16 protein-coding genes are annotated in these 20404 nt (G+C 70.9%); 7 read left to right on the top strand and 9 right to left on the bottom strand.

Annotation, left to right across the window (positions count from 1 at the left end):
- Positions 1 to 696 (bottom strand): DUF222 domain-containing protein (locus tag ACFWQC_RS24800; RefSeq protein ID WP_378684317.1); only part of this gene is annotated, 696 nt, incomplete at its 3' end.
- Between the two features lie 476 nt (positions 697 to 1172).
- Here ACFWQC_RS24800 and ACFWQC_RS24795 point away from each other — a divergent pair.
- Complete coding sequence (locus ACFWQC_RS24795) at positions 1173 to 1658, top strand: GNAT family N-acetyltransferase (protein WP_378684314.1); 486 nt, start codon at positions 1173 to 1175, stop codon at positions 1656 to 1658.
- A gap of 15 nt (positions 1659 to 1673) precedes the next feature.
- On the opposite strand, the gene ACFWQC_RS24790 is transcribed toward ACFWQC_RS24795, so the two are convergent.
- From ACFWQC_RS24790 to ACFWQC_RS24755, 8 genes are all read right to left on the bottom strand, one after another.
- Positions 1674 to 2408, bottom strand: coding sequence for an SDR family oxidoreductase (locus tag ACFWQC_RS24790; RefSeq protein WP_378684312.1), 735 nt, complete (start codon positions 2406 to 2408; stop codon positions 1674 to 1676).
- A complete protein-coding gene (locus ACFWQC_RS24785) occupies positions 2408 to 3256 on the bottom strand; it encodes a bifunctional allantoicase/(S)-ureidoglycine aminohydrolase (RefSeq protein WP_378684309.1) in 849 nt (282 codons plus the stop codon). Before ACFWQC_RS24785 ends, ACFWQC_RS24790 begins: the two co-directional genes overlap by 1 nt.
- The gene (gene allB, locus ACFWQC_RS24780; RefSeq protein ID WP_378684306.1) at positions 3253 to 4611 is read right to left on the bottom strand and encodes an allantoinase AllB; all 1359 of its coding nucleotides are present in this window, start codon (positions 4609 to 4611) and stop codon (positions 3253 to 3255) included. The genes ACFWQC_RS24785 and allB overlap by 4 nt, the downstream gene beginning before the upstream one ends.
- Positions 4608 to 5480, bottom strand: a complete 873-nt coding sequence (locus tag ACFWQC_RS24775; protein ID WP_378684303.1) for a fumarylacetoacetate hydrolase family protein — start codon at positions 5478 to 5480, stop codon at positions 4608 to 4610. Before ACFWQC_RS24775 ends, allB begins: the two co-directional genes overlap by 4 nt.
- A gap of 234 nt (positions 5481 to 5714) precedes the next feature.
- Positions 5715 to 6845 carry a glycerate kinase gene (locus ACFWQC_RS24770; protein WP_378684300.1) on the bottom strand — a complete coding sequence of 377 codons (1131 nt, stop codon included), beginning with the start codon at positions 6843 to 6845 and terminating at the stop codon, positions 5715 to 5717.
- A 12-nt stretch (positions 6846 to 6857) separates the two neighbouring features.
- A complete protein-coding gene (gcl, locus tag ACFWQC_RS24765; RefSeq protein WP_378684298.1) occupies positions 6858 to 8633 on the bottom strand; it encodes a glyoxylate carboligase in 1776 nt (591 codons plus the stop codon).
- A 1-nt stretch (position 8634) separates the two neighbouring features.
- Positions 8635 to 9528 carry a 2-hydroxy-3-oxopropionate reductase gene (locus ACFWQC_RS24760; protein WP_378684295.1) on the bottom strand — a complete coding sequence of 298 codons (894 nt, stop codon included), beginning with the start codon at positions 9526 to 9528 and terminating at the stop codon, positions 8635 to 8637.
- 22 nt (positions 9529 to 9550) lie between these two features.
- Positions 9551 to 10372 carry a hydroxypyruvate isomerase family protein gene (locus ACFWQC_RS24755; RefSeq protein ID WP_378684292.1) on the bottom strand — a complete coding sequence of 274 codons (822 nt, stop codon included), beginning with the start codon at positions 10370 to 10372 and terminating at the stop codon, positions 9551 to 9553.
- 199 nt (positions 10373 to 10571) lie between these two features.
- Between ACFWQC_RS24755 and ACFWQC_RS24750 the strand changes: the two genes are divergently transcribed.
- From ACFWQC_RS24750 to ACFWQC_RS24725, 6 genes are all read left to right on the top strand, one after another.
- Positions 10572 to 12104, top strand: a complete 1533-nt coding sequence (locus ACFWQC_RS24750) for a PucR family transcriptional regulator (RefSeq protein ID WP_378684287.1) — start codon at positions 10572 to 10574, stop codon at positions 12102 to 12104.
- A gap of 306 nt (positions 12105 to 12410) precedes the next feature.
- Positions 12411 to 14366 (top strand): 2-oxo-4-hydroxy-4-carboxy-5-ureidoimidazoline decarboxylase, encoded by a 1956-nt coding sequence (gene uraD, locus ACFWQC_RS24745; protein ID WP_378684284.1) that lies wholly within the window; start codon positions 12411 to 12413, stop codon positions 14364 to 14366.
- Complete coding sequence (locus tag ACFWQC_RS24740; RefSeq protein ID WP_378684281.1) at positions 14363 to 15832, top strand: xanthine dehydrogenase small subunit; 1470 nt, start codon at positions 14363 to 14365, stop codon at positions 15830 to 15832. Before uraD ends, ACFWQC_RS24740 begins: the two co-directional genes overlap by 4 nt.
- A complete protein-coding gene (gene xdhB / locus ACFWQC_RS24735) occupies positions 15829 to 18210 on the top strand; it encodes a xanthine dehydrogenase molybdopterin binding subunit (RefSeq protein ID WP_378684279.1) in 2382 nt (793 codons plus the stop codon). Before ACFWQC_RS24740 ends, xdhB begins: the two co-directional genes overlap by 4 nt.
- 4 nt (positions 18211 to 18214) lie before the next feature.
- A complete protein-coding gene (xdhC, locus tag ACFWQC_RS24730) occupies positions 18215 to 19042 on the top strand; it encodes a xanthine dehydrogenase accessory protein XdhC (RefSeq protein ID WP_378684276.1) in 828 nt (275 codons plus the stop codon).
- A gap of 8 nt (positions 19043 to 19050) precedes the next feature.
- Complete coding sequence (locus ACFWQC_RS24725; protein ID WP_378684273.1) at positions 19051 to 20352, top strand: guanine deaminase; 1302 nt, start codon at positions 19051 to 19053, stop codon at positions 20350 to 20352.
- Positions 20353 to 20404: the final 52 nt, after the last annotated feature.

Raw genomic sequence — 20404 nt, 5'->3', positions numbered from 1 at the left:
ACGCCTGGGCGAGGAGAACGCTTCGAGATTCGTCGCGAGCCGGTCGGCGGCCGCCTCAGGGACCACAGCGGAGATGCGGGTGGTGCCGTCCCCGACCCGGCGCATGGACAGGCGGGTCTTCTTCCGGGCGTGGGCCTCCTCGGCGGCGAGCCGTCGGGCTTCTTCGGCTTCGGCGATCTCGGGGGCGATGACGTCGAGGATCCGACGGCCCAGGCGGCGCAGCTGGGTGGGGTCGAACCGGGTCGCGTAGGCGACCAGGGCCTCTTCGGCCTTCGTCTTGATCTCGGTGTCGAGATCTGCGGGGAGGTCATCGAGCGCGTTGACGATCACCTGGGCCTGTGCCGGGTTGCAGGCGCCGGTTCGCATCGCGGCCGCGACCTGGTGGTAGGTCCGGTCCAGGGCCTGGGCCAGGCGGAGGTCGGCGCGCAGGGTCTCGGGGCGCTGGTGGGTGTGGTGATGCAGCCACGCCGCGACATCGCGCGCCGCAGTCTCGGCGGCCACATCATCGGCAACGGCGAGCACCCGCAGCTCGAGCTCAGCCAGCTGGGTCTTGGCCCGGGCGATCTCGACCAAGGCGGCGGCCTTCTGGTCGGTGGCCATGAACGAGGGGTTTGCTTCCGCGACTCCGTCAAGCGAGGCGGTGATCGCGACCACGGCCCCGAGCACAGGGTGTTGTGGCTGTTGCAGCGTGGTCATCGAAACGGTCACCTCCCGACGTACGAACTCTCCACACCCGCTGATGCGGATGTGTTCTGGTTCGCTGGTCTCGGAGGCCCGGCAGTACGGGCTATTACTTACCCTCGCAGCTCGGCGTTCACGCCCCTGGTTCCCCTGGATTACCCCACACCCGTTGTGTCTCGGGCAAGATAGGGCACGCCTCTTTCGAGGTGGTCGGCCTTCACGTTTACGCCTGCGCCGAGCCTACCACACAACGCAAAGTCAAAGTCACGGAAATAGCTCGAAACCCAATCAGGGACAGATATCCCAATCCCAAAGCCAGACCGCTGCTGGAAGTCCGCAAGACAGGTAAATGGCACCCGCCCAGGCACCCTGCTTCTAAATCTCCCAACCCAAACACCGTATCGGCCCCACCCGTGCTGGCACCCGGACACGGGACCAGACAGACACTCATCCACCGGTTCAGACCAGCACATGTTGCCTACGATGGGTCAGTGGTCGAACTGGTTGCGCCCGACCCCGCACTGCGAGATGCGTGGCTCGAGTGCCATCGGGAATGGGGCCCTGGAGTCCACGAGGACGGTTTCGGCCTCGCCCCTGGCGATGACGTTGAGAGCGCGAGCGGTTTCGCCGCCTGGGTGGACCGGATCCGTGCCAGACCGGCGCTCTTCTGGTGGATCGTCGACCGAGACGTGGTCGTCGGCGGCATCGTGCTGCGTACGACCAACAGCGATCAGGTGCTTCGAACCGGGCATGTGGGTTACGGCATCCGACCGTCAGCCCGACGACGAGGGCTCGCGAGCTGGGCACTCGCTGAGATCCGCCGACATGGACGCACGGCCGGTCTGGAGCGTCTCCTCCTTGTCTGCGCCGACGACAACGTCGCCTCGATCAAGACGATCGAGGGCTGCGGCGGGCTTCTGGAGGGCACCGTGAGTCACGGCGCCAACCAGGTCCGGCGCTATTGGGTCAGTCTTTGAGGAGCCCAAAGCCGGTCAGCCGCGGCCGGCGTACGGCATCCCGGTCGCGAGAATGGTCATCGTGGGCACGCTGACGCCGAGCGGGAGCTGGGCCATGGCGACGACCGCGTCGGCGACGTGCTGGGGGTCGAAGGTCGGCTCGGGGCGTACGGCGCCGTCGGCCTGGCGGGCGCCGACGGCGATCCCGGCGGTCATCTCGGTGGCCGCGTTGCCGATGTCGATCTGGCCGACGGCGATGTCGTGGGCGCGACCGTCGAGGGCCAGGGCGCGGGTGAGGCCGGTGATCGCGTGCTTCGAGGTGGTGTAGACCGCGCTGCCGGGGCGGGGCACGTGCGCGGAGATCGAGCCGTTGTTGATGATCCGCCCGCCCCGCGGGTCCTGCCGCTTCATCTGGGCGAAAGCCTCGCGGGCGCAGAGGAAGGAGCCGGTGACGTTGACGGCCAGCGTCGCGGCGAACTCCTCCGGCGGGACCTCGTCGACGTCACCACTCGGTCCGAAGGTGCCGGCGTTGTTGACCAGCAGGTCCACGCGGCCCCACATCCCGACGACGGCGGCGAAGGCGGCCTCCACCTCACCGGCGTCGGCGACGTCGGTCGGCAGCACGAGGGACCGCGCCATCATCGACGCGGTCTCCTCGAGCGCGGCCTTGGTGCGGCCGAGCAGGGCGACCTGGAAGCCGGCGCCGTCCAGCGCCTGGGCGATCACTCTGCCCAGTCCGGACCCGGCACCGGTGACGACCGCGACCGGCATCAGGTGAACTGCCGGCTCAGCTGAGCGTGGCGGTTGACGTCCTTGTAGAGCAGGTAGCGGAACCTGTCGGGACCACCGGCGTAGCAGGCCTGCGGACAGAAGGCCCGCAGCCACATGAAGTCGCCCTCCTGCACCTCCACCCAGTCCTTGTTGAGCAGGTAGACGGCCTTGCCCTCGAGGACGTAGAGCCCGTGCTCCATCACGTGCGTCTCCGGGAACGGGATCGTGCCGCCCGGCTCGAAGCTGACGATGTTGACGTGCATGTCGTGGCGTACGTCATCGGGGTCGACGAAGCGCTGGGTCTTCCAGGCACCGTTGGTGCCCGGCATCTCGCCGCCGGGCACGTCGACCTCGTTGGTGACGAATGCGTCCGGTACCGCGATTCCCTCGACCCGCTGGTACGCCTTGCGGATCCAGTGGAAGCGGGCGACCTGGTCGCTGGCGTTGTGCAGCGTCCATGTGGAGCTGGGCGGGAGGAAGGCGTAGCCGCCGGGGGTGAGGTCGTGCTTCTCGCCCTCGACCGAGAGCGTCAGCGCGCCCTCGACCACGAACAGGACACCCTCCGCGCCCGGGTCGAGCTCGGGCTTGTCGCTGCCGCCGCCGGGCGAGACCTCGACGATGTACTGCGAGAAGGTCTCGGCGAACCCCGAGAGCGGGCGGGCGATCACCCACAGTCGGGTGCCCTCCCAGAACGGGAGCTTGCTGGTGACGATGTCGCGCATGGTGCCACGAGGGAGCACGGCGTACGCCTCGGTGAAGACGGCCCGGTCGGTGGTCAGCTCACGCTGCGACGGGTGGCCGCCGGTCGGGGCGTAGTAGCGGCCAGAAGGGTTGTGTGCTGCGCTCATGGTCGGGCTCCTTCTCGGGTGACTCGGGTGAGCAGCCGGCCCTGGGGCGCGGCCTCGATGTCGATCTTCTCGCCACGCAGCCAGGTCTCGCGGACGACGCCTGCGAGCGATCGACCGTGGTAGGGCGTGACGGCGTTCTTGTGATGGAGCTTCGCGGCATCGACCACGTAGGAGTCGTCGGGGGCGAGGACGCAGAAGTCGGCGTCGTGGTCGACCTCGATCCGCCCCTTGCGGCTCAGCCCGGCATGACGTGCTGGAGCCTCGGACATCCAGCGGGCGACGTCGGTGAGGGTGAAGCCGCGGCTCCTTGCCTCGGTCCAGACCGCCGACAGCCCGAGCTGGAGCGACGAGATGCCGCCCCAGGCGACCCCGAAGTCACCGGTGTCTAGGGCCTTCAAGTCGGGCGTCGAGGGCGAGTGGTCGGTGACGACCATGTCGATGACGCCTTCACGCAGGCCGTTCCAGAGCAGCTCGCGATTGGCCGCCTCCCGGATCGGCGGGCAGCACTTGTACTGCGTCGCGCCGTCGGGGATCTCCTCCGCGGCGAAGGTCAGGTAGTGCGGGCAGGTCTCCGCCGTGACCGGGACCCCGTCGCGGCGGGCCGAGGCCAGCATCGCGAGCACGTCGGAGCTGGAGACGTGCAGGATGTGGACGCGGCAGCCGGTCCACCGGGCCAGCTCGATCACCTGGGCGGTGGCGAGGTTCTCCGCCCCGCGGGGCCGGCTGTGGAGGAATCTTTCGTACGCCCCGCCCGCTGCCTCCGGCGCATGCTCGATCGCGTGGGCGTCCTCGGCGTGGACGATCAGCAGACCGTCGAAGGTCGCGATCTCCCGCATCGCGAGCTCGAGCTGCTCGGCGTCGAGCGGCGGGAACTCGTCGACCCCCGAGTGCAGCAGGAAGCACTTGAACCCGGAGACGCCCGCCTCGTGCAGAGGCCGCAGCTCGGCGAGGTTGCCGGGGATGGCACCGCCCCAGAAGCCGACGTCGACGAAGGCCTGGCTCGCTGCGGTCTTGTGCTTGAGGTCGAGGGCCGGGAGGTCGCAGGTGGGCGGGATGCTGTTGAGCGGCATGTCCACGATCGTGGTGACCCCGCCGGCGGCCGCGGCACGGGTCGCCGAGGCGAAGCCCTCCCACTCGGTCCGCCCCGGGTCGTTGACGTGCACGTGCGCGTCGACGACCCCGGGCATCAGCACCTCGTCGTCGGCGAGCTCGACCACCCGGGCCGCGGCCAGGTCCTCCGCGATCGGCGCCACCGCGACGATCGCGCCGTCGCGGACTCCGACGGCTCCGGCTCGCTCGCCCTCGGGGGTCACCATCCGTGCCGCCCGGATGACGATATCGAGATCTCGACTCACACCCTCACCTCCGCCTCATCGACTGCCACCACCCGCGTCCGCTGGCGGCCGAGGCCAGTCACCTCGGCCTCCACCACCTGCCCCTCCCGCAGGAAGGGTCGGGGCTCGGGCCGCAACGCTGCGACCCCGCCAGGTGTCCCGGTCAGTACCAGGTCGCCGGGCTCGAGTGTCATCAGCGTACTGAGGAAGGCGAGGAGCTCACCGACGCCGTAGGCCATCCGGGCGGTCGTCCCTTGCTGTCTCCGCTCGCCGTCGACCAAGAGCTCCAAGCCGAGGGCCTGCGGGTCGCCGACGGCGTCGGGCGTGACCAGCCACGGACCGATCGGGGTGAAGGTGTCGGCACACTTCCCCTTCGCCCACGTCGGCCCGGCCGCGATCCGCGCGCGCTCGCTGACGTCGTCGGCCGTGAGGTAGCCGCCGACCGCGGCCAGGGCCTGCCGCCGGTCTCTGCACCGGGACAGCCGGCGCCCGATCACCACGCCCAGCTCGACCTCGTAGTCGGTCATCGTCGACCCCGGCGGCAGCTCGATCGCGTCGTAGGGCCCGACGACAGATGTCGAGGGCTTGAGGAAGACGACCGGCTCGTCCGGGATCGCGACTCCAGCCTCTTCGGCGTGGTCCTCGTAGTTGAGTCCGATCCCGACGACCTTGCCCGGCCGGGCCACCGGCGGTCCGATCCGGGTGCCGTCGGCGACGGTGGGGAGGCGGCCCGAGGCGATCAGGTCTTGGATCAACCTGAGCCGCACCGGGTCACCGAGCAGGTCGCCGTCGATCGTCGGCACGACGGCCGACAGATCCCGCAGTACGTCCTGGTCGTCGAGGGCCGCGGGCCGCTCCTGGCCCGGCGGGCCCACACTCAGCAGTCTCATGCGTCCTCCTCGGATGCTGACCGAGTTACCTCGGTCTCGATGCACTCCCCTCGCGGAGCTCCACGAAGGAGGTGGGCGCTCACCGAGTTACCTCGGTGAACATTCCGCTGGCCGCTGCCGCGGTCTCCTCGGATGCTGACCGAGTTGCCTCGGTCTCGATGCACTCCCCTCGCGGAATTCCACGAAGGAGGTGGGCGCTCACCGAGTTACCTCGGTGAACATTCCGCTGGCCGCTCATGCGTCCTCCTTGATGAGATGGTCGGCGGCGATCCGCTCGGCGATCTGCTCGAGCAGGGCAGCGCCCTCGGTCAGGCAGCGCTGCCGATCGGGCTCGATGTCCGTCAAGGCGTACGCAGCCCCGATCCCGGCCGCCTGCAGCCGATCGTGGTCGAGATGGTTGACCCCGCAGACCGCCACGACAGGGACACCCGCGCGTGCGGCCGCGGCGGCGACACCGGCCGGGGCCTTGCCATTGAGGGTCTGCTCGTCGAGCGCGCCCTCGCCGGTGACGACGAGGTCCGCGCCTTCCAGCCCGGCGGCGAAGTCGACCAGCTCGAGGACGAGCTCGATGCCCGATCGCAGCTCCGCGCCGAGCAGGGCGAGTGCGGCGAAGCCGACACCGCCGGCCGCTCCGGCGCCGGGGTGACCACGGAGATCGGTCCCGGTGAACGACGCCACCAGAGATGCCCAGCGGCCGAGCGCGGCGTCCAGCCGTCGTACCTGGTCCACATCGGCCCCTTTCTGCGGGCCGTAGACCGCAGCCGCCCCGGTAGGGCCGGTGAGCGGGTTGTCGACGTCGCACGCGACCGTGACCGAGACCCCGTCGAGGCGCCGCCGCAGCTCGTCGACCTCGATCCGGGCGACCTCCTCGAGCCCGGCTCCACCCGGACCCACCGGGTCCCCGGCGACGGTGAACAGCCTGGCGCCGAGCCCGCAGAGCAGACCCGCTCCCCCGTCGGTGCTGGCGCTGCCGCCGATCCCGAGCACGATCCGGCGACAGCCCGCATCGATCGCGGCCGCCATCGCCTGCCCGGCCCCGATGCTGGAGGCCCGCATCGGATCCGGCACACCCGGCAGCCGCGCCAACCCGGAAGCGTCGGCGAGCTCGACGACCGCGACTCCGTCGCGACGGGCGTACGCCGTCTCGACCGGCTCACCCGTCGGACCGGTCACGCGGACCGGGACGAGGACGAACCCGGCGGACTCGGCCGCCGCCAGGGTGCCGTCGCCACCGTCAGCGACCGGGATCGCGTCGACGACCACGCCGGGACTCCTCCGGCGGAGCCCGGCGCTCACCGCCGCGGCGACCTCGGCAGCGGTGAGCGACCCCTTGAACTTGTCGGAGGCGACCAGCACTCGGACCACGGGATGCCGCCCTCAGTCCAGCGGGACGAGCGCGGTCGGGGCGTGCTCGCCACGCTCGGCGAGCTCCTCGAACTCGACGACGCCGTCGATCTCGACGCCCATCGAGACGTTGGTGACGCGCTCGAGGATGACCTCGACCAGCACCGGCACGCGATACTCCGCCTGAAGCGCCTTGGCCTTCTCGAAGGCGGCACCCAGATCGGCAGGGTCGGTCACCCGGATCGCCTTGCAGCCCAGCCCCTCGGCGACCTTGAGGTGGTCGACGCCGTAGCCCTCGAGCTCCGGGCTGTTGACGTTGTCGAAGGCGAGCTCCACGCAGTAGTCCATCTCGAACCCGCGCTGGGCCTGGCGGATCAGGCCGAGGTAGGAGTTGTTCACGACCACGTGGATGTAGGGGATGTTGAACTGGGCGCCGACCGCCAGCTCCTCGATCAGGAACTGGAAGTCGTAGTCGCCCGAGAGCGCGACGACCTGGTCGTCGGGGACGGCGGTCGCGACCCCGAGGGCGGCCGGCAGGGTCCAGCCGAGCGGGCCGGCCTGGCCGGCGTTGATCCAGTGCCGCGGCTTGTAGACGTGCAGCAGCTGGGCCGCCTGGATCTGGGACAGACCGATCGTGGTGACGTAGCGGGTGTCGGCCCCGAAAGCCCGGTTCATCTCCTCGTAGACCCGCTGCGGCTTGATCGGGACGTTGTCGAAGTGGGTCTTGCGCTGCAGGGTCCGCTTGCGCTCGGCGCACTCCTCGGCCCAGGCGGTCCGGTCCGGGTTCTTCCCGTCCGCCGCCCACTCCTTCGCGACCTCGACGAGCACCTCGAGCGCCGCGTGGGCGTCGGAGACGATCGAGTAGTCCGCCGCGAAGACCCGGCCGATCTGGGTCGGTTCGATGTCGATGTGCACGAACGTACGTCCGCGGGTGTAGGTCTCGACCGAGCCGGTGTGGCGGTTGGCCCACCGGTTGCCGATGCCGAGCACGAAGTCGCTGGTCAGCATGGTCGCGTTGCCGTAGCGGTGGGACGTCTGCAGGCCGACCATGCCCGCGTTGAGCGTGTGGTCGTCCGGGATCGCGCCCCAGCCCATGAGCGTGGGGACGACGGGAACCCCGGTGACCTCGGCGAGCTCGACGAGCAGGTCGGCGGCGTCGGCGTTGATCACGCCACCACCCGCGACGATCAGCGGGCGCTCCGCCTCGAGCATCATCGCCAGCGCCTTCTCCGCCTGGGCACGGCTGGCCGCCGGCCTGGCGATCGGCAAGGGCTCGTACGTCTCGACGTCGAAGTCGATCTCGGCCAGCTGGACGTCGAGCGGCAGGTCGACCAGGACCGGGCCGGGACGCCCCTCGCGCATCAGCCGGAAGGCCTTCTGGAAGGTGCCCGGAACCTGGGCGGGCTCCATCACGGTGACCGCCATCTTGGTGAGTGGTCCGGCGATGGCGGCGATGTCGACCGCCTGGAAGTCCTCCTTGTGGAGCTTCGCGACCGGAGCCTGGCCGGTGATGCACAGGATCGGGATCGAGTCGGCGGAGGCGGAGTAGAGCCCGGTGACCATGTCGGTGCCGGCCGGACCGGAGGTGCCGATGCAGACGCCGATGTTGCCGGCCTTGGCCCGGGTGTATCCCTCGGCCATGTGCGAGGCCGCCTCGACGTGACGGGCGAGCACGTGGTTGAGCCCACCGTGCGCACGCATCGCGCTGTAGAAGGGGTTGATCGCGGCACCGGGGAGGCCGAACAGCTGGGTCGCGCCCTCCTTCTCCAGGATCAGGACGGCGGCGTCGACCGCGCGCATGCGTGCCATGTCAGTTCTCCCCCTTCGTGACGGAGCCGCTCAGCCGCTCGACGCCCCGCAGCAGGGCGGAGTGGTCCAGGCCGCCGTCGCCGTTGACCCGGGCGCTCGCCATCAGCTGGGCGACCAGCGAACCGAGCGGGACCACGACGCCGGCCTCACGGGCGGCGGAGGTGACGATCCCCATGTCCTTGTGGTGCAGGTCGATCCGGAAGCCGGGCTGGAAGGAGCGGGTCAGCATGTTCTCCTTCTTCTGGTTGAGCACGCTCGAACCCGCGAGCCCGCCACCGAGCACCTCGAGAGCGGCCTTCGTGTCGACGCCGTACGCCTCGAGGAAGACGACCGCCTCCGAGAGCGCCTGGATGTTGGCGGCGACGATGAGCTGGTTGGCCGCCTTGACCGTCTGGCCGGCGCCGCTCGGGCCGACGTGGACGATGGTCTTGCCGACGGCGTCGAAGAGCGGCTTCGCGGTGGCGAAGTCGTCGGCCGCGCCGCCGACCATGATCGAGAGTGCCGCGTTCTTCGCACCGGCTTCGCCACCGGAGACCGGGGCGTCGAGGATGCGGAAGCCCCGGGCAGCGGCCTGCTCGGCGAGCGCGGCGCTCACGTCGGGCCGGATGCTGGAGAAGTCGATGATCAGCGCGCCGGCCGGGGCGGTCTCGAAGACGCCACCCTCGGCGGTGAGGACCTCCTCGACCTGGGGCGAGTCCGGGACCATGACGCAGACGACGTCGGCGTCGCGGCAGGCGTCGGCGGTCGAGGTGGCAGCGCGGCCGCCGGCCGTGGCCAGGGCCTGGGTGCGCTCGGGGCTGTGGTCGAAGCCCGCGACGGTGTGACCGGCGTCCACGAGGTGGGCGGCCATCGGGCTGCCCATGATGCCGAGGCCGATGAAGGCGATGTTGGTCATGATGTTCCCTCCTAAGGGGTCGTCAGTGGATGGCGGTGGCGGTGGCCCGCCGCTCGCGCGGCAGCCAGTCGAAGCTCTCGGCCGAGGTCCTGGCGGGCTTGTACTCCAGCCCGACCCAGCCGGCGTACCCGGCCGCCTCGAGCGCGGCGAGCTGCCGCTCGAGCGGGAGCTCGCCGGTGCCGGGCTCGTTGCGCCCCGGGGCGTCGGCGATCTGGACGTGAGCGATACGAGCGGCGTACGCGGCGATCACCGCGTCGACGTCGTCGCCGTTCACGGCGAGGTGGTAGAGGTCGGCGAGCAGGCCGATGTTGGCCTCGCCGGCTCGGTCGATCGCCGCGATCGCGTCGGCGGCGGTGAGCAGCGGATAGCGGTCGGCACCGCTGACCGGCTCGACGAGCACGGTGCCGCCGATGCGGGCTGCCGCGCGGGCGGCCAACGCGAGGTTCTCGGCGCCGAGCTCGTCCTGCGCCTCGGGGGCGACGCCGTCGACGCGGTTGCCGTAGAGGGCGTTGAACGCCGTGCAGCCGAGCCGCTCACCGATGCCGATCGTGACGTCGATGTTGTCGCGGAACTCCGCCGACCGGGCCGGCCACGAGACCAGACCGCGGTCACCGGCGGGCATGTCGCCGGCGAAGAAGTTGAGGCCGACCAGGTGCGCCCCGGCGTCCTGCACGGCAGCGACGAAAGCGTCGACGTCCTGGTCGGACGGCACCGCCTCGGCGAACGGCCACCAGAACTCCACCGCGTCGAAGCCGGCGGCCTTCACCGCTGCGGGGCGCTCGAGCAGCGGGAGCTCGGTGAACAGGATCGAGCAGTTCACCTCGTACCGGAGCTGGTGGTTCATCACACCGTTCCTTCCGTATTGCGGAATTTGATTTCTGACATTCGAAATATAAGGATGTGAGCGGAGTCACGTCAACCCCGAGCAGAACTTGCCCGCAAAGTGGTGAAGAAACGACAACGGGCCTCCCGTGCACATGCGCGGGCGTTGTACCTTCCTCCAAGGCGCGGCCGAATTGGACCGGCCGACCGGTGGAGGCACCGTGCTACTTGCAGAGCTGTTGGATACGCCCAGCCTGGGCCTGCGACTCCTGCACGCGCCCGAGGGCTCGCTCGAGCGTCCGGTGGGGCGCACGATCACGATCGACCTGCTCGAGCCGGGCCGCTATCTGAACGGCGGCGAGCTCGTGCTCACCGGTCTGGTCTGGCGCCGCGGACCGGAGGACAGCGAGACGTTCGTGTCCTCGATCGCGGAGGGCGGCGCGGCGTGTCTGCTGGCCGGAGCGGCCCTGCTCGGCGCGGTTCCCGAGGACCTCGTCGACGCCTGTCACCGCCATCAGGTCGCTCTGGTGGAGGTGCCCGGGGATGTGGCGTTCGCCGACGTGACCGAGTACGTCGCGGCCGCCGGCGCCGCCGGCGAGAGCGCCCGGATGTCGGCCAGCCTGGCCCGCCAGCGCCAGCTCCTCTCCGCCATCGCCTCAGGCCGCAGTCTCGACGAGCTCGCCGCCCGGGTGACCTCCGAGATCGGCCACGCGTGCCGGGTGCTCACCGCGAGCGGGCGCCATGTCGTACCTGGACCCGGGGAGCTCGATCCGGAGACGGTCGACGCCCTGACCCGCCGCTTCCTGACCGCCCACCTGCTGCCCGCCGTGGCCGAGTTGGGCGACCGCAGCTACTCCCTGTTCCCCATCGGATCGGGCTTGGCCGACCGCCTCACCGGATGGACCGTCGCGGTCGAGGGCGACCACACCACCTGGCCGCGTGAGGACCTCGACATGGTCCACGAGTTCGGCGCCATCACGGCACTGGATCGCTCTCGACGCGACGAGGGATTTCGGGTCCGGCGGCCGCTCGCGGCGGCAACCCTCGCCCACCTGGAGGCCGGTGCCTCACCTGCCGAGATCGCGACCGGGCTACGCCAGTCCGGGCTCGATCCGGAGCGTCCGCTCGTGCTCGCCGTGGCCGAGCTCGGGCCCGGCGGCCCGCCGGACGCGGTGGCCGCGGTGCTCGAGGACGTGGCTCTCGGCCTGGGGCCGTCGGTGGTCGCGAGCGCGCGGGACGGCTGCGCCGTCGCCTTCCTTCCGTCCCGCCCGGACCTCACCGACCAGCTGCGCCGCTCCCTGACCCGGCTGGCGCCGGCCCTGGTCCGCGGCTCGCTGTCGGTCGGGCTGAGTGGCGAGAGCGGCGTCGACGCGCTGGCAGGGGCGCTCGAGGAGGCCCGGTTCGCACACCGGGTCGCCCGCTCCGGGGGCGGCGCGGTGGCGCTGTCCAGCTCGGAGGAGGTCACCTCGCACGTACTGCTGCTCGCCACCGTCCCAGACGACATCCGCCGCACCTACGCGCAGCGAGTCCTCGGCCCCGTCCTCGATCACGACCAGCGCACCGGCAGCGACCTGGTGCCGACGCTCGACCGGTTCCTGACGTACGCCGGGTCGTGGACGCGTACGGCCGAGTCGCTCCATCTCCACGTCAACAGCGTGCGCTACCGGATCTCCCGTGTCGAGGAGCTGACCGGGCGTGATCTGACCACGATGGAGGACCGGGTCGACGTCTTCCTCGCCCTCAGATCGCTGTGAACCAGCTCGCAACGCGCTGGGCCGCCGCCGTGTAACACGTCGTTCGTAGGACTACTCGCCCTATTGGAACGACCGGAAAGTCCTACGAACAGCGTGTTACACGCGATCCCAGAGCCGTGTTTCACGCCACGGAAACCACACGGAAACCGGCCGTACGTCATTCTGGAGCATCACACAAAGGCCGTATCCGCGGTGACCTCATCTTCGGATGATCGGCGGGTGCCGCTCGGGGGCCCGAGAGACCAGGCTGTGGGGTAAGTCACAGCTCACCTGCCCACCGAGGGCGCCCCCGAGAAAGGTGTGAGGATGAACGCGAGAGCAGTCCTGAGGTCGATCCGGCCCCAGAAGAAGGACGGTGGCCGCCCCATTCACCCCGTCGACGAGGTGCTCCCGGCGCCCAAGCTCGCCGTCTACGGCCTCCAGCACGTGCTCGCGTTCTACGCCGGGGCGGTGATCGTCCCGATCCTGCTCGCCAACTCGATCGGGTTGAGCCAGCAGGAGCTGATCCACCTGATCAACGCCGACCTGTTCACCTGCGGCATCGCCTCGATCATCCAGTCGGTCGGCTTCTGGAAGGTCGGCGTACGCCTGCCGCTGCTGCAGGGCGTCACCTTCACCGCCGTCTCGCCGATGATCGCGATCGGGCTCGCGGCGGGCGGCGGCACCGACGGCCTGCTCGTCATCTATGGCGCGGTGATCGTCGCGGGTCTGGCGACCTTCTTCATCGCCCCCTACTTCAGCCGGCTGATCCGGTTCTTCCCGCCGGTCGTGACGGGCTCGGTGATCACCATCATCGGCATCGCGCTGCTCCCCGTCGCTGCCGCGGACGCGACCGGTGGCGCCGGCCCGACCTCGGATCCCACCAGCGGGCGCAACCTGGCGTACGCCCTGGGCACCCTGGCCCTGATCGTGATCATCCAGCGGGTGTTCAAGGGCTTCATGGCCACCGTCGCCGTGCTCGTCGGCCTGGTCGTCGGCACCCTGGTCGCCTGGGCCCTCGGGGACGCCCACTTCGACGCGGTCGCCGGCTCCGACTGGGTCGGGGTGACCACCCCGTTCCACTTCGGCTGGCCACAGTTCTCCGCCGCCGCGATCGTGTCGATGATCGTCGTCATGCTGATCACCGCCGTCGAGACCACCGGTGACGTCTTCGCCACCGGCGAGATCGTGGAGAAGCGGATCGGCCGCACCGACATCGCCCGAGCCCTGCGCGCTGATGGCCTGGCCACCACCATCGGCGGCGTCTTCAACTCCTTCCCCTACACCTGCTTCGCCGAGAACGTCGGCCTCGTCCGGCTGACCCGGGTCAAGAGCCGCTGGGTGGTCGCCACGGCGGGCCTGATCATGGTCCTGATCGGGCTGCTGCCCAAGGTCGGCGCGATCGTCGCCGGCATCCCGCACCCGGTACTCGGCGGCGCCGCCCTGGCCATGTTCGCGACCGTCGCAGTGGTCGGCTTCCAGACACTCAGCAAGGTCGACTTCCACGACCACCGCAACGTGGTGATCGTGGCGACCAGCGTCGGCCTGGCGATGTACGTCACCGCGCAGCCCCAGGTCGCCCAGGCCGTCCCGGACTGGGCCGAGATCATCTTCGGCAGCGGCATCACCCTCGGCAGCCTCACCGCGATCCTGCTCAACATCCTGTTCCACCACGTCGGTCCGGACTACGGCCCCGCCGTCGCCGGTCAGCCCGGCGAGGGCGTCCGGCTCGACCAGGTCAACCAGATGGGGCGTACGGAGTTCGTGGAGACGTTCGACGGGCTCTTCCAGGGGCCGCGGTGGATGGTGGAGCGGGCCTGGGAGCAGCGTCCGTTCGCCGACACGCACGCCCTGCGGCGCGCGTTCCAGGACGCCCTCTTCAGCGGCTCCGTCGAGGAGCAGCGCGAGCTGATCGAGGCCTACCCCGAGCTCGGTTCGCGCCTGGTCTCGGACGGGATGGTCGGCGAGGAGTCGCTGCGCGACCAGTCCTCGCGCGGCCTGACCCACCTGGCCGAGCCGGACCAGGAGACGCTGGCCTCGCTCACCGACGCCTACCACGAGCGGTTCGGCTTCCCCCTGGTCATCTCCGTACGCGACTCCGACTCGCTCGACCGGATCCTCGCCGAGGGCCGGTCGCGGCTCGGCAACTGCGAACGGCAGGAGCACGCCGCCGCGCTGATCGAGATCGCCAAGATCGCCGGCCACCGCTTCGATGACTTCCTGCGTGACGCCAACCCGATCCACAGCGCCCGCACCCGCAACCCGATCCGGAGCCAGCCATGACCAAAACCAGCGCCCCCTGTGTCACGGTCAACGGGGACCAGGTGCCCCTGACCGGGGTCGCCACCCACACCACCACCCTCGACTGGCTGCGCGGCCGCGGCCTCACCGGTGCCAAGGAGGGCTGCGCCGAGGGCGAGTGCGGCGCCTGCTCGATCCTGGTCGCGCGCCCCGGCACCAGCTCGCCGACCGAGTGGACGTCGATCAACGCCTGCCTCGTCCCCGTCGCCGCGCTCGACGGTCAAGAGGTCGTCACCAGCGAGGGGCTCGGCACCAGCGGCGACCTCCACCCGGTCCAGCAGGAGCTCGCCGTACGCGGCGGGTCGCAGTGCGGCTACTGCACGCCGGGCTTCGTCTGCAGCCTCGCCGCGGAGTACTACCGCCCCGGACGTGCCGCCGACGCCGAGGCCGAGCCGTGCGATCACGAGCACGGCCCGAACGGGGTCGACCTGCACGCTCTGAGCGGCAATCTGTGCCGCTGCACCGGCTACCGCCCGATCCGCGACGCCGCCTACGCCCTCGGCGCACCCGAGGCCGACGACACCTTTGCGGCGCGCCAGCAGCAGCCGCCGCCCGAGGTCCGACCGACCCGGATCGCCGTCGACGGGGCCGAGTTCGTACGCCCCGAGACGCTCACCGAGGCGCTCGACGTGATCACCGAATGGCCGGAGGCGCAGGTCGTGGCCGGCTCGACCGACTGGGGTGTGGAGGTCAACCTCCGCGGCCGCCGGGCGCCGCTGGTCGTCGCGGTGGACCGGCTGCCCGAGCTGCGCGAGCTCTCCTTCCGCACCGGCCATGTCGAGATCGGCGCGGCCCTCACGCTGACCGAGATCGAGCGCAAGCTCAACGGCCGGGTCCCGCTGCTGGCCGAGCTGTTCCCGCAGTTCGCCTCGCGGCTGATCCGCAACGGCGCAACGCTCGGCGGCAACATCGGCACCGCCTCACCCATCGGCGACGCCCCGCCCGCACTGCTCGCGCTCGACGCAGAGGTCGTCCTGGCATCGCCGCGCGGCGAGCGGGTCGTCGCGCTGGCCGACTACTTCACCGGCTACCGGGAGACGGTCCTCGCCGCAGATGAGCTGATCCGCAGCGTACGGCTCCCTCTGCCGCTGGCCCCGCTCGTCGGCTTCCACAAGATCGCCAAGCGCCGCTTCGACGACATCTCCAGCGTGGCCGTGGGCTACGCGCTCGAGATCGCCGACGGCACCGTGATCCGCGCCCGGATCGGCCTCGGCGGCGTCGCCGCGACACCCTTGCGGGCCGTCGCCACCGAGGACGCGCTCGTTGGGCAGCCCTGGACCGAGGAGACCGTACGTCGCACCGCGGCCGTCCTGGCCGGCGAGGGCACACCGATGGACGACCACCGCGCCAGCGCGTCCTACCGCTCGGCGATGCTCGGGCAGTCCCTGCTGCGCCTGTTCCACAACCATCCCGAGACCCATACCGACCGTCAGGAGGTGCCGGCATGAGCGCCCTGTCCGAACGCCCTGAGAACCCGATCGTCGGGATCCCGCTGCCCCACGAGAGCGCCGCGCTCCACGTCACCGGCGAGGCGCTCTACACCGACGACCTGGTCGGGCGGATCGCCGGCACGCTGCACGCCTGGCCGGTCCAGGCGCCACACACGCACGCCCTGGTCACCGCGCTGCGGCCCGCCCCCGCCTACGACGTGCCCGGCGTCGTCCGCGTGCTCACCGCTGAGGACGTACCCGGCATCAACGACGCCGGCGTCAAGCACGACGAGCCGCTCTTCCCGACCGAGGTGATGTTCCACGGCCACGCGGTGTGCTGGGTGCTGGGCGAGACCCAGGAGGCCGCCCGGCTGGGCGCGGCCGCGGTCGAGGTCGACTACGAGCCGCTGCCCTCGCTGGTCACCGTGACCGAGGCGATCGCGGCGGAGAGCTTCCAGGGCACCCCGCGCAACCTCGAACGCGGCGACGTCACGGCGGCCCTGGAGAACGCCGTCCATGTCTTCGAGGGCGAGTTCGAGTTCGCCGGCCAGGAGCACTTCTACCTCGAGACCCACGCCTCGCTGGCCTTGGTCGACGAGGGCGGCCAGGTGCTGGTGCACAGCAGCACCCAGCACCCCTCCGAGACCCAGGAGATCGTCGCCCACGTGCTCGGCGTCCCCAGCCACGAGGTCACCGTCCAGTGCCTCCGGATGGGCGGCGCGTTCGGCGGCAAGGAGATGCAGCCGCACGGCTACGCGGCCATCGCCGCGCTGGGCGCCCGGTTGACCGGGCGGCCCGTGCGACTGCGCCTCAACCGCACCCAGGACATCACCATGTCCGGCAAGCGTCACGGCTTCCACAGCACCTGGCGCGTCGGGTTCGACGACGATGGCCACATCCTCGGGCTCGAGGCCACGCTCACCGCCGACGGCGGCTGGAGCCTCGACCTCTCCGAGCCGGTGCTGGCCCGCGCGCTGTGCCACATCGACAACGCCTACTGGGTGCCCGACATCCGCGTCGACGGCCGGGTGGCGCGTACCAACAAGACCTCGCAGACCGCCTTCCGCGGCTTCGGCGGACCGCAGGGCATGCTCGTCATGGAGGACCTGCTCGGCCGGTGCGCCCCGCTGCTCGGCATCGAACCGCTCGAGCTGCGCCGCCGCAACTTCTATCAGCAGAACCAGACCACGCCGTACGGCCAGCCCGTGCGCCAGGCCGACCGGCTGGCGGCCTGCTGGGACCAGGTCGCCTCGTCCGGAGAGGTGGCCCGGCGACGGGCCGAGATCGCCGATTTCAACAGTCGGCACCCGCACACCAAGCGGGGCCTGGCGATGACGCCGGTGAAGTTCGGCATCTCGTTCAACCTCACCGCCTTCAACCAGGCCGGCGCCCTCGTGCACGTCTACAAGGACGGCTCGGTGCTGATCAACCACGGTGGCACCGAGATGGGCCAGGGCCTGCACACCAAGATGCTCCAGGTGGCCGCGACCGCGCTCGGCCTGCCCCTGTCCCGCGTACGCCTCGCCCCCACCCGCACCGACAAGGTGCCCAACACCTCGGCGACCGCGGCCAGCTCCGGCGCCGACCTCAACGGGGCCGCGATCAAGAATGCCTGCGAGCAGATCCGCGAGCGGCTCGCCCAGGTCGCCGGCGGTCGTCTCGGGATCAGCCCCAGCGACGTACGTTTCGACGACGGCGTCGTCCGCGGTCTCTCCCCCGCTTCCGGCGAGATCGGCTGGAACGAGCTGGTCAACACCGCCTACCACCAGCGGGTGCAGCTGTGGGCGGCCGGCTTCTACCGCACCGAGGGCCTGCACTGGGACCCCAACGTCATGCAGGGCGAGCCGTTCAAGTACTTCGCCAACGGGGTGGCCGCCTCCGAGGTCGAGGTCGACGGCTTCACCGGTGCTTACACGCTGCGGCGGGTCGACATCGTCCACGACGTCGGCGACAGCCTGAGCCCGCTGATCGACATCGGCCAGATCGAGGGCGGCTTCGTCCAGGGTGCTGGCTGGCTGACTCTTGAGGACCTGCGCTGGGACACCTCCGACGGACCCAACCGGGGCCGGCTGGCGACGCAGGCGGCGAGCACGTACAAGCTGCCGAGCTTCTCCGAGATGCCCGAGGACTTCCGGGTGAAGCTGCTCGAGAAGGCCCACGAGGAGGGTGCCGTCTACGGCTCGAAGGCCGTGGGCGAGCCCCCGCTGATGCTGGCCTTCTCGGTCCGCGAGGCGCTGCGCGAGGCGGCCGCCGCCTTCGGTCCGGCCGGCACCAGCGTCGACCTGGCCTCCCCCGCAACGCCGGAGGCCGTCTACTGGGCGCTCGACCGAGCACGTACGCCTGTCGAACCCGCGATCGAGCCCGGCGCCGAGCCGGCCATGGCCGGGGAGAGGTGATGACATGGAGTGGCTGAAGGCCGTCCAGCGGCTGCGTGAGCAGCGCGTTCCCGGCGTACTCGTGACCCTGACGTCCGTACGCGGCCACTCGCCGCGCGAGGCCGGGGCGAAGATGGTCGTCTCGGCCGACCACACCTGGGCGACCGTCGGTGGCGGCAACCTCGAGGCGGTCGCGATCGAGCACGCCCGGGCGATGCTGACCGACGGCCTGGAAACCCCGGAGAGCCTGAAGGTGTCGCTCTCCGACAAGGCGCCCTACCAGCACGGCGTCCAGTGCTGCGGTGGCGAGGTCGAGCTGCTGCTCGAGCCGCTGCCCGTCGTACCGTCCGTGGCCATCTTCGGGATGGGCCACGTCGGGCTCGAGCTGGCGCGCATCCTCGCCCGCCACGATCTCGAGCTGCACCTGGTCGACTCCCGCACCGCCCAGCTCGAGCCGGAGCAGCTGCGGGGGCTGGACGACGCCGTCGCCGGCGTCCACATCCATCAGGTGCCGGTGCTGCCCGAGCTCGTCATCGGCGAGCTGCCCGAGGGCACCCACGTCCTGGTCATGACCCATGACCACGCCGAGGACGCCGCCCTGTGCGACGCGGCTCTGCGTGCCGGGCATCTCGGGTCGATCGGGCTGATCGGCTCGAGCGCCAAGTGGAGCCGGTTCCGGGCCAAGCTCGCCGACGAGGGCCACGCCCCCGAGGCGATCGCCCGCATCACCACACCCATCGGACTTCCCGATCTCGGCGGCAAGGAACCGGCCACGATCGCGGTCAGCGTCGCGGCCCGGCTGCTCCAGATCTTCGCGGGCGAGCCCGCACCATCCGAACAACAACCAAGGTGAACCCCACGATGACGCTCTTCCGAGGAACCTTCCTCGACACTCCCTCCGACCCGTTCTCCGGCGGCGAGCTCCGCGCCGAACAGGACGGCGCCCTGCTCGTACGCGACGGCGTGATCCGCGCCCGCGGATCGTTCGCCGACCTGAGCCGCCAGCACCCCCAGGAGGACGTTGTCGACCTCTCCGGCGGCTTCGTGCTGCCCGGATTCGTCGACACCCATGTGCACTTCCCGCAGGTACGCGTCATCGGCGGCCTCGGCCTGCCGCTGCTCGACTGGCTCGACCAGACCGCTCTCCCCGAGGAGGCGCGCCTGGCCGACCCCGTCTACGCCGAGGGCGTGGCCAGCGACTTCGTACGCGGCCTGGTCGGCGCCGGCACCACCACGGCACTGGTCTTCGGCAGCCACTTCGCGCCCGCGGTCGACACGGTCTTCGCCGAGGCCGCGCGAGTCGGGCTGCGGATCACCAGCGGCCTCGTGGTCAGCGACCGGCTCATCCGCGAGGACCTGTTCACCGATCCTTCTCGGGCACGGGAGGAGTCGCTGGCGCTCGCGGCCCGCTGGCACGGCGTCGGCCGGGCCCGCTACGCCGTGACCCCGCGGTTCTCGCTGTCATGTACCGACGACCTGCTCGCGGCCTGCGGCGACGTGCTGCGTGCCGTACCGGGGGCGATGCTGACCTCTCACGTCAACGAGAACACCCGCGAGATCGAGACCGTCGAGGCGCTCTTCGGCTGCGACTACGTGACCTCCTACGACCGGCACGGCCTGGTCGGCCCCGGCACCGTCCTGGCGCACAACGTGCACCCGACCGACTCCGAGCTCGCTCTGTTGGCGTCGCGCGGCGCGGCGGTCGCGCACTGCCCCTCCAGCAACGCCGCCCTCGGCAGCGGCCTCTTCCCCCTCGCCCGCCACCGAGCGCACGGCGTACGCGTCGCGATGGGCTCCGACGTCGGCGCCGGCACCGGGTTCTCCCTGCTCAAGGAGGGCCTGAGTGCGTACGTCGCCCAGCAGCTCCTCGGCGAGGCCGGCCACCCCTTGACCCCCACCCACCTCCTCCGCCTGGCCACGGTCGCCGGCGCCGAGGCCCTCGGCCTCGGGACCTCGGTCGGCGACTTCTCCGTAGGCCACCGCTTCGACGCCCAGTGGATCAAGCCCGCCCCCAGCACCCCTCTCGCCGTCGGCCTCGCCCACGCCACGGACGCGGCCGACGCCCTAGCCAAGATGTTCGCCCTCGGCACCCCCGCCGACGTACGCAACGTCTGGATCGAGGGCGACCTCGTCAACACCCCCGACCCCCACCTCGTCGGCTGACCCCCGGAGGCCGAGTCGGCGCATCCTGACGCGAAATCACGCCGACTCGGCC

Source organism: Nocardioides sp. NPDC058538 (assembly GCF_042719275.1).
Lineage (GTDB): Bacteria > Actinomycetota > Actinomycetes > Propionibacteriales > Nocardioidaceae > Nocardioides.
This window is presented reverse-complemented; position numbering and strand designations above follow the sequence as displayed.

What these genes read in the sequence shown, in the direction of transcription:
- ACFWQC_RS24790 (WP_378684312.1), bottom strand. Translation starts at nt 2,408, where the DNA reads ATGCCGGTCGCGGTCGTCACCGGTGCCGGGTCCGGACTGGGCAGAGTG.
- ACFWQC_RS24785 (WP_378684309.1), bottom strand. Translation starts at nt 3,256, where the DNA reads ATGAGCGCAGCACACAACCCTTCTGGCCGCTACTACGCCCCGACCGGC.
- ACFWQC_RS24775 (WP_378684303.1), bottom strand. Translation starts at nt 5,480, where the DNA reads ATGAGACTGCTGAGTGTGGGCCCGCCGGGCCAGGAGCGGCCCGCGGCC.
- gcl (WP_378684298.1), bottom strand. Translation starts at nt 8,633, where the DNA reads ATGGCACGCATGCGCGCGGTCGACGCCGCCGTCCTGATCCTGGAGAAG.
- ACFWQC_RS24760 (WP_378684295.1), bottom strand. Translation starts at nt 9,528, where the DNA reads ATGACCAACATCGCCTTCATCGGCCTCGGCATCATGGGCAGCCCGATG.
- ACFWQC_RS24755 (WP_378684292.1), bottom strand. Translation starts at nt 10,372, where the DNA reads ATGAACCACCAGCTCCGGTACGAGGTGAACTGCTCGATCCTGTTCACC.
- uraD (WP_378684284.1), top strand. Translation starts at nt 12,411, where the DNA reads ATGAACGCGAGAGCAGTCCTGAGGTCGATCCGGCCCCAGAAGAAGGAC.
- ACFWQC_RS24740 (WP_378684281.1), top strand. Translation starts at nt 14,363, where the DNA reads ATGACCAAAACCAGCGCCCCCTGTGTCACGGTCAACGGGGACCAGGTG.
- xdhB (WP_378684279.1), top strand. Translation starts at nt 15,829, where the DNA reads ATGAGCGCCCTGTCCGAACGCCCTGAGAACCCGATCGTCGGGATCCCG.
- xdhC (WP_378684276.1), top strand. Translation starts at nt 18,215, where the DNA reads ATGGAGTGGCTGAAGGCCGTCCAGCGGCTGCGTGAGCAGCGCGTTCCC.
- ACFWQC_RS24725 (WP_378684273.1), top strand. Translation starts at nt 19,051, where the DNA reads ATGACGCTCTTCCGAGGAACCTTCCTCGACACTCCCTCCGACCCGTTC.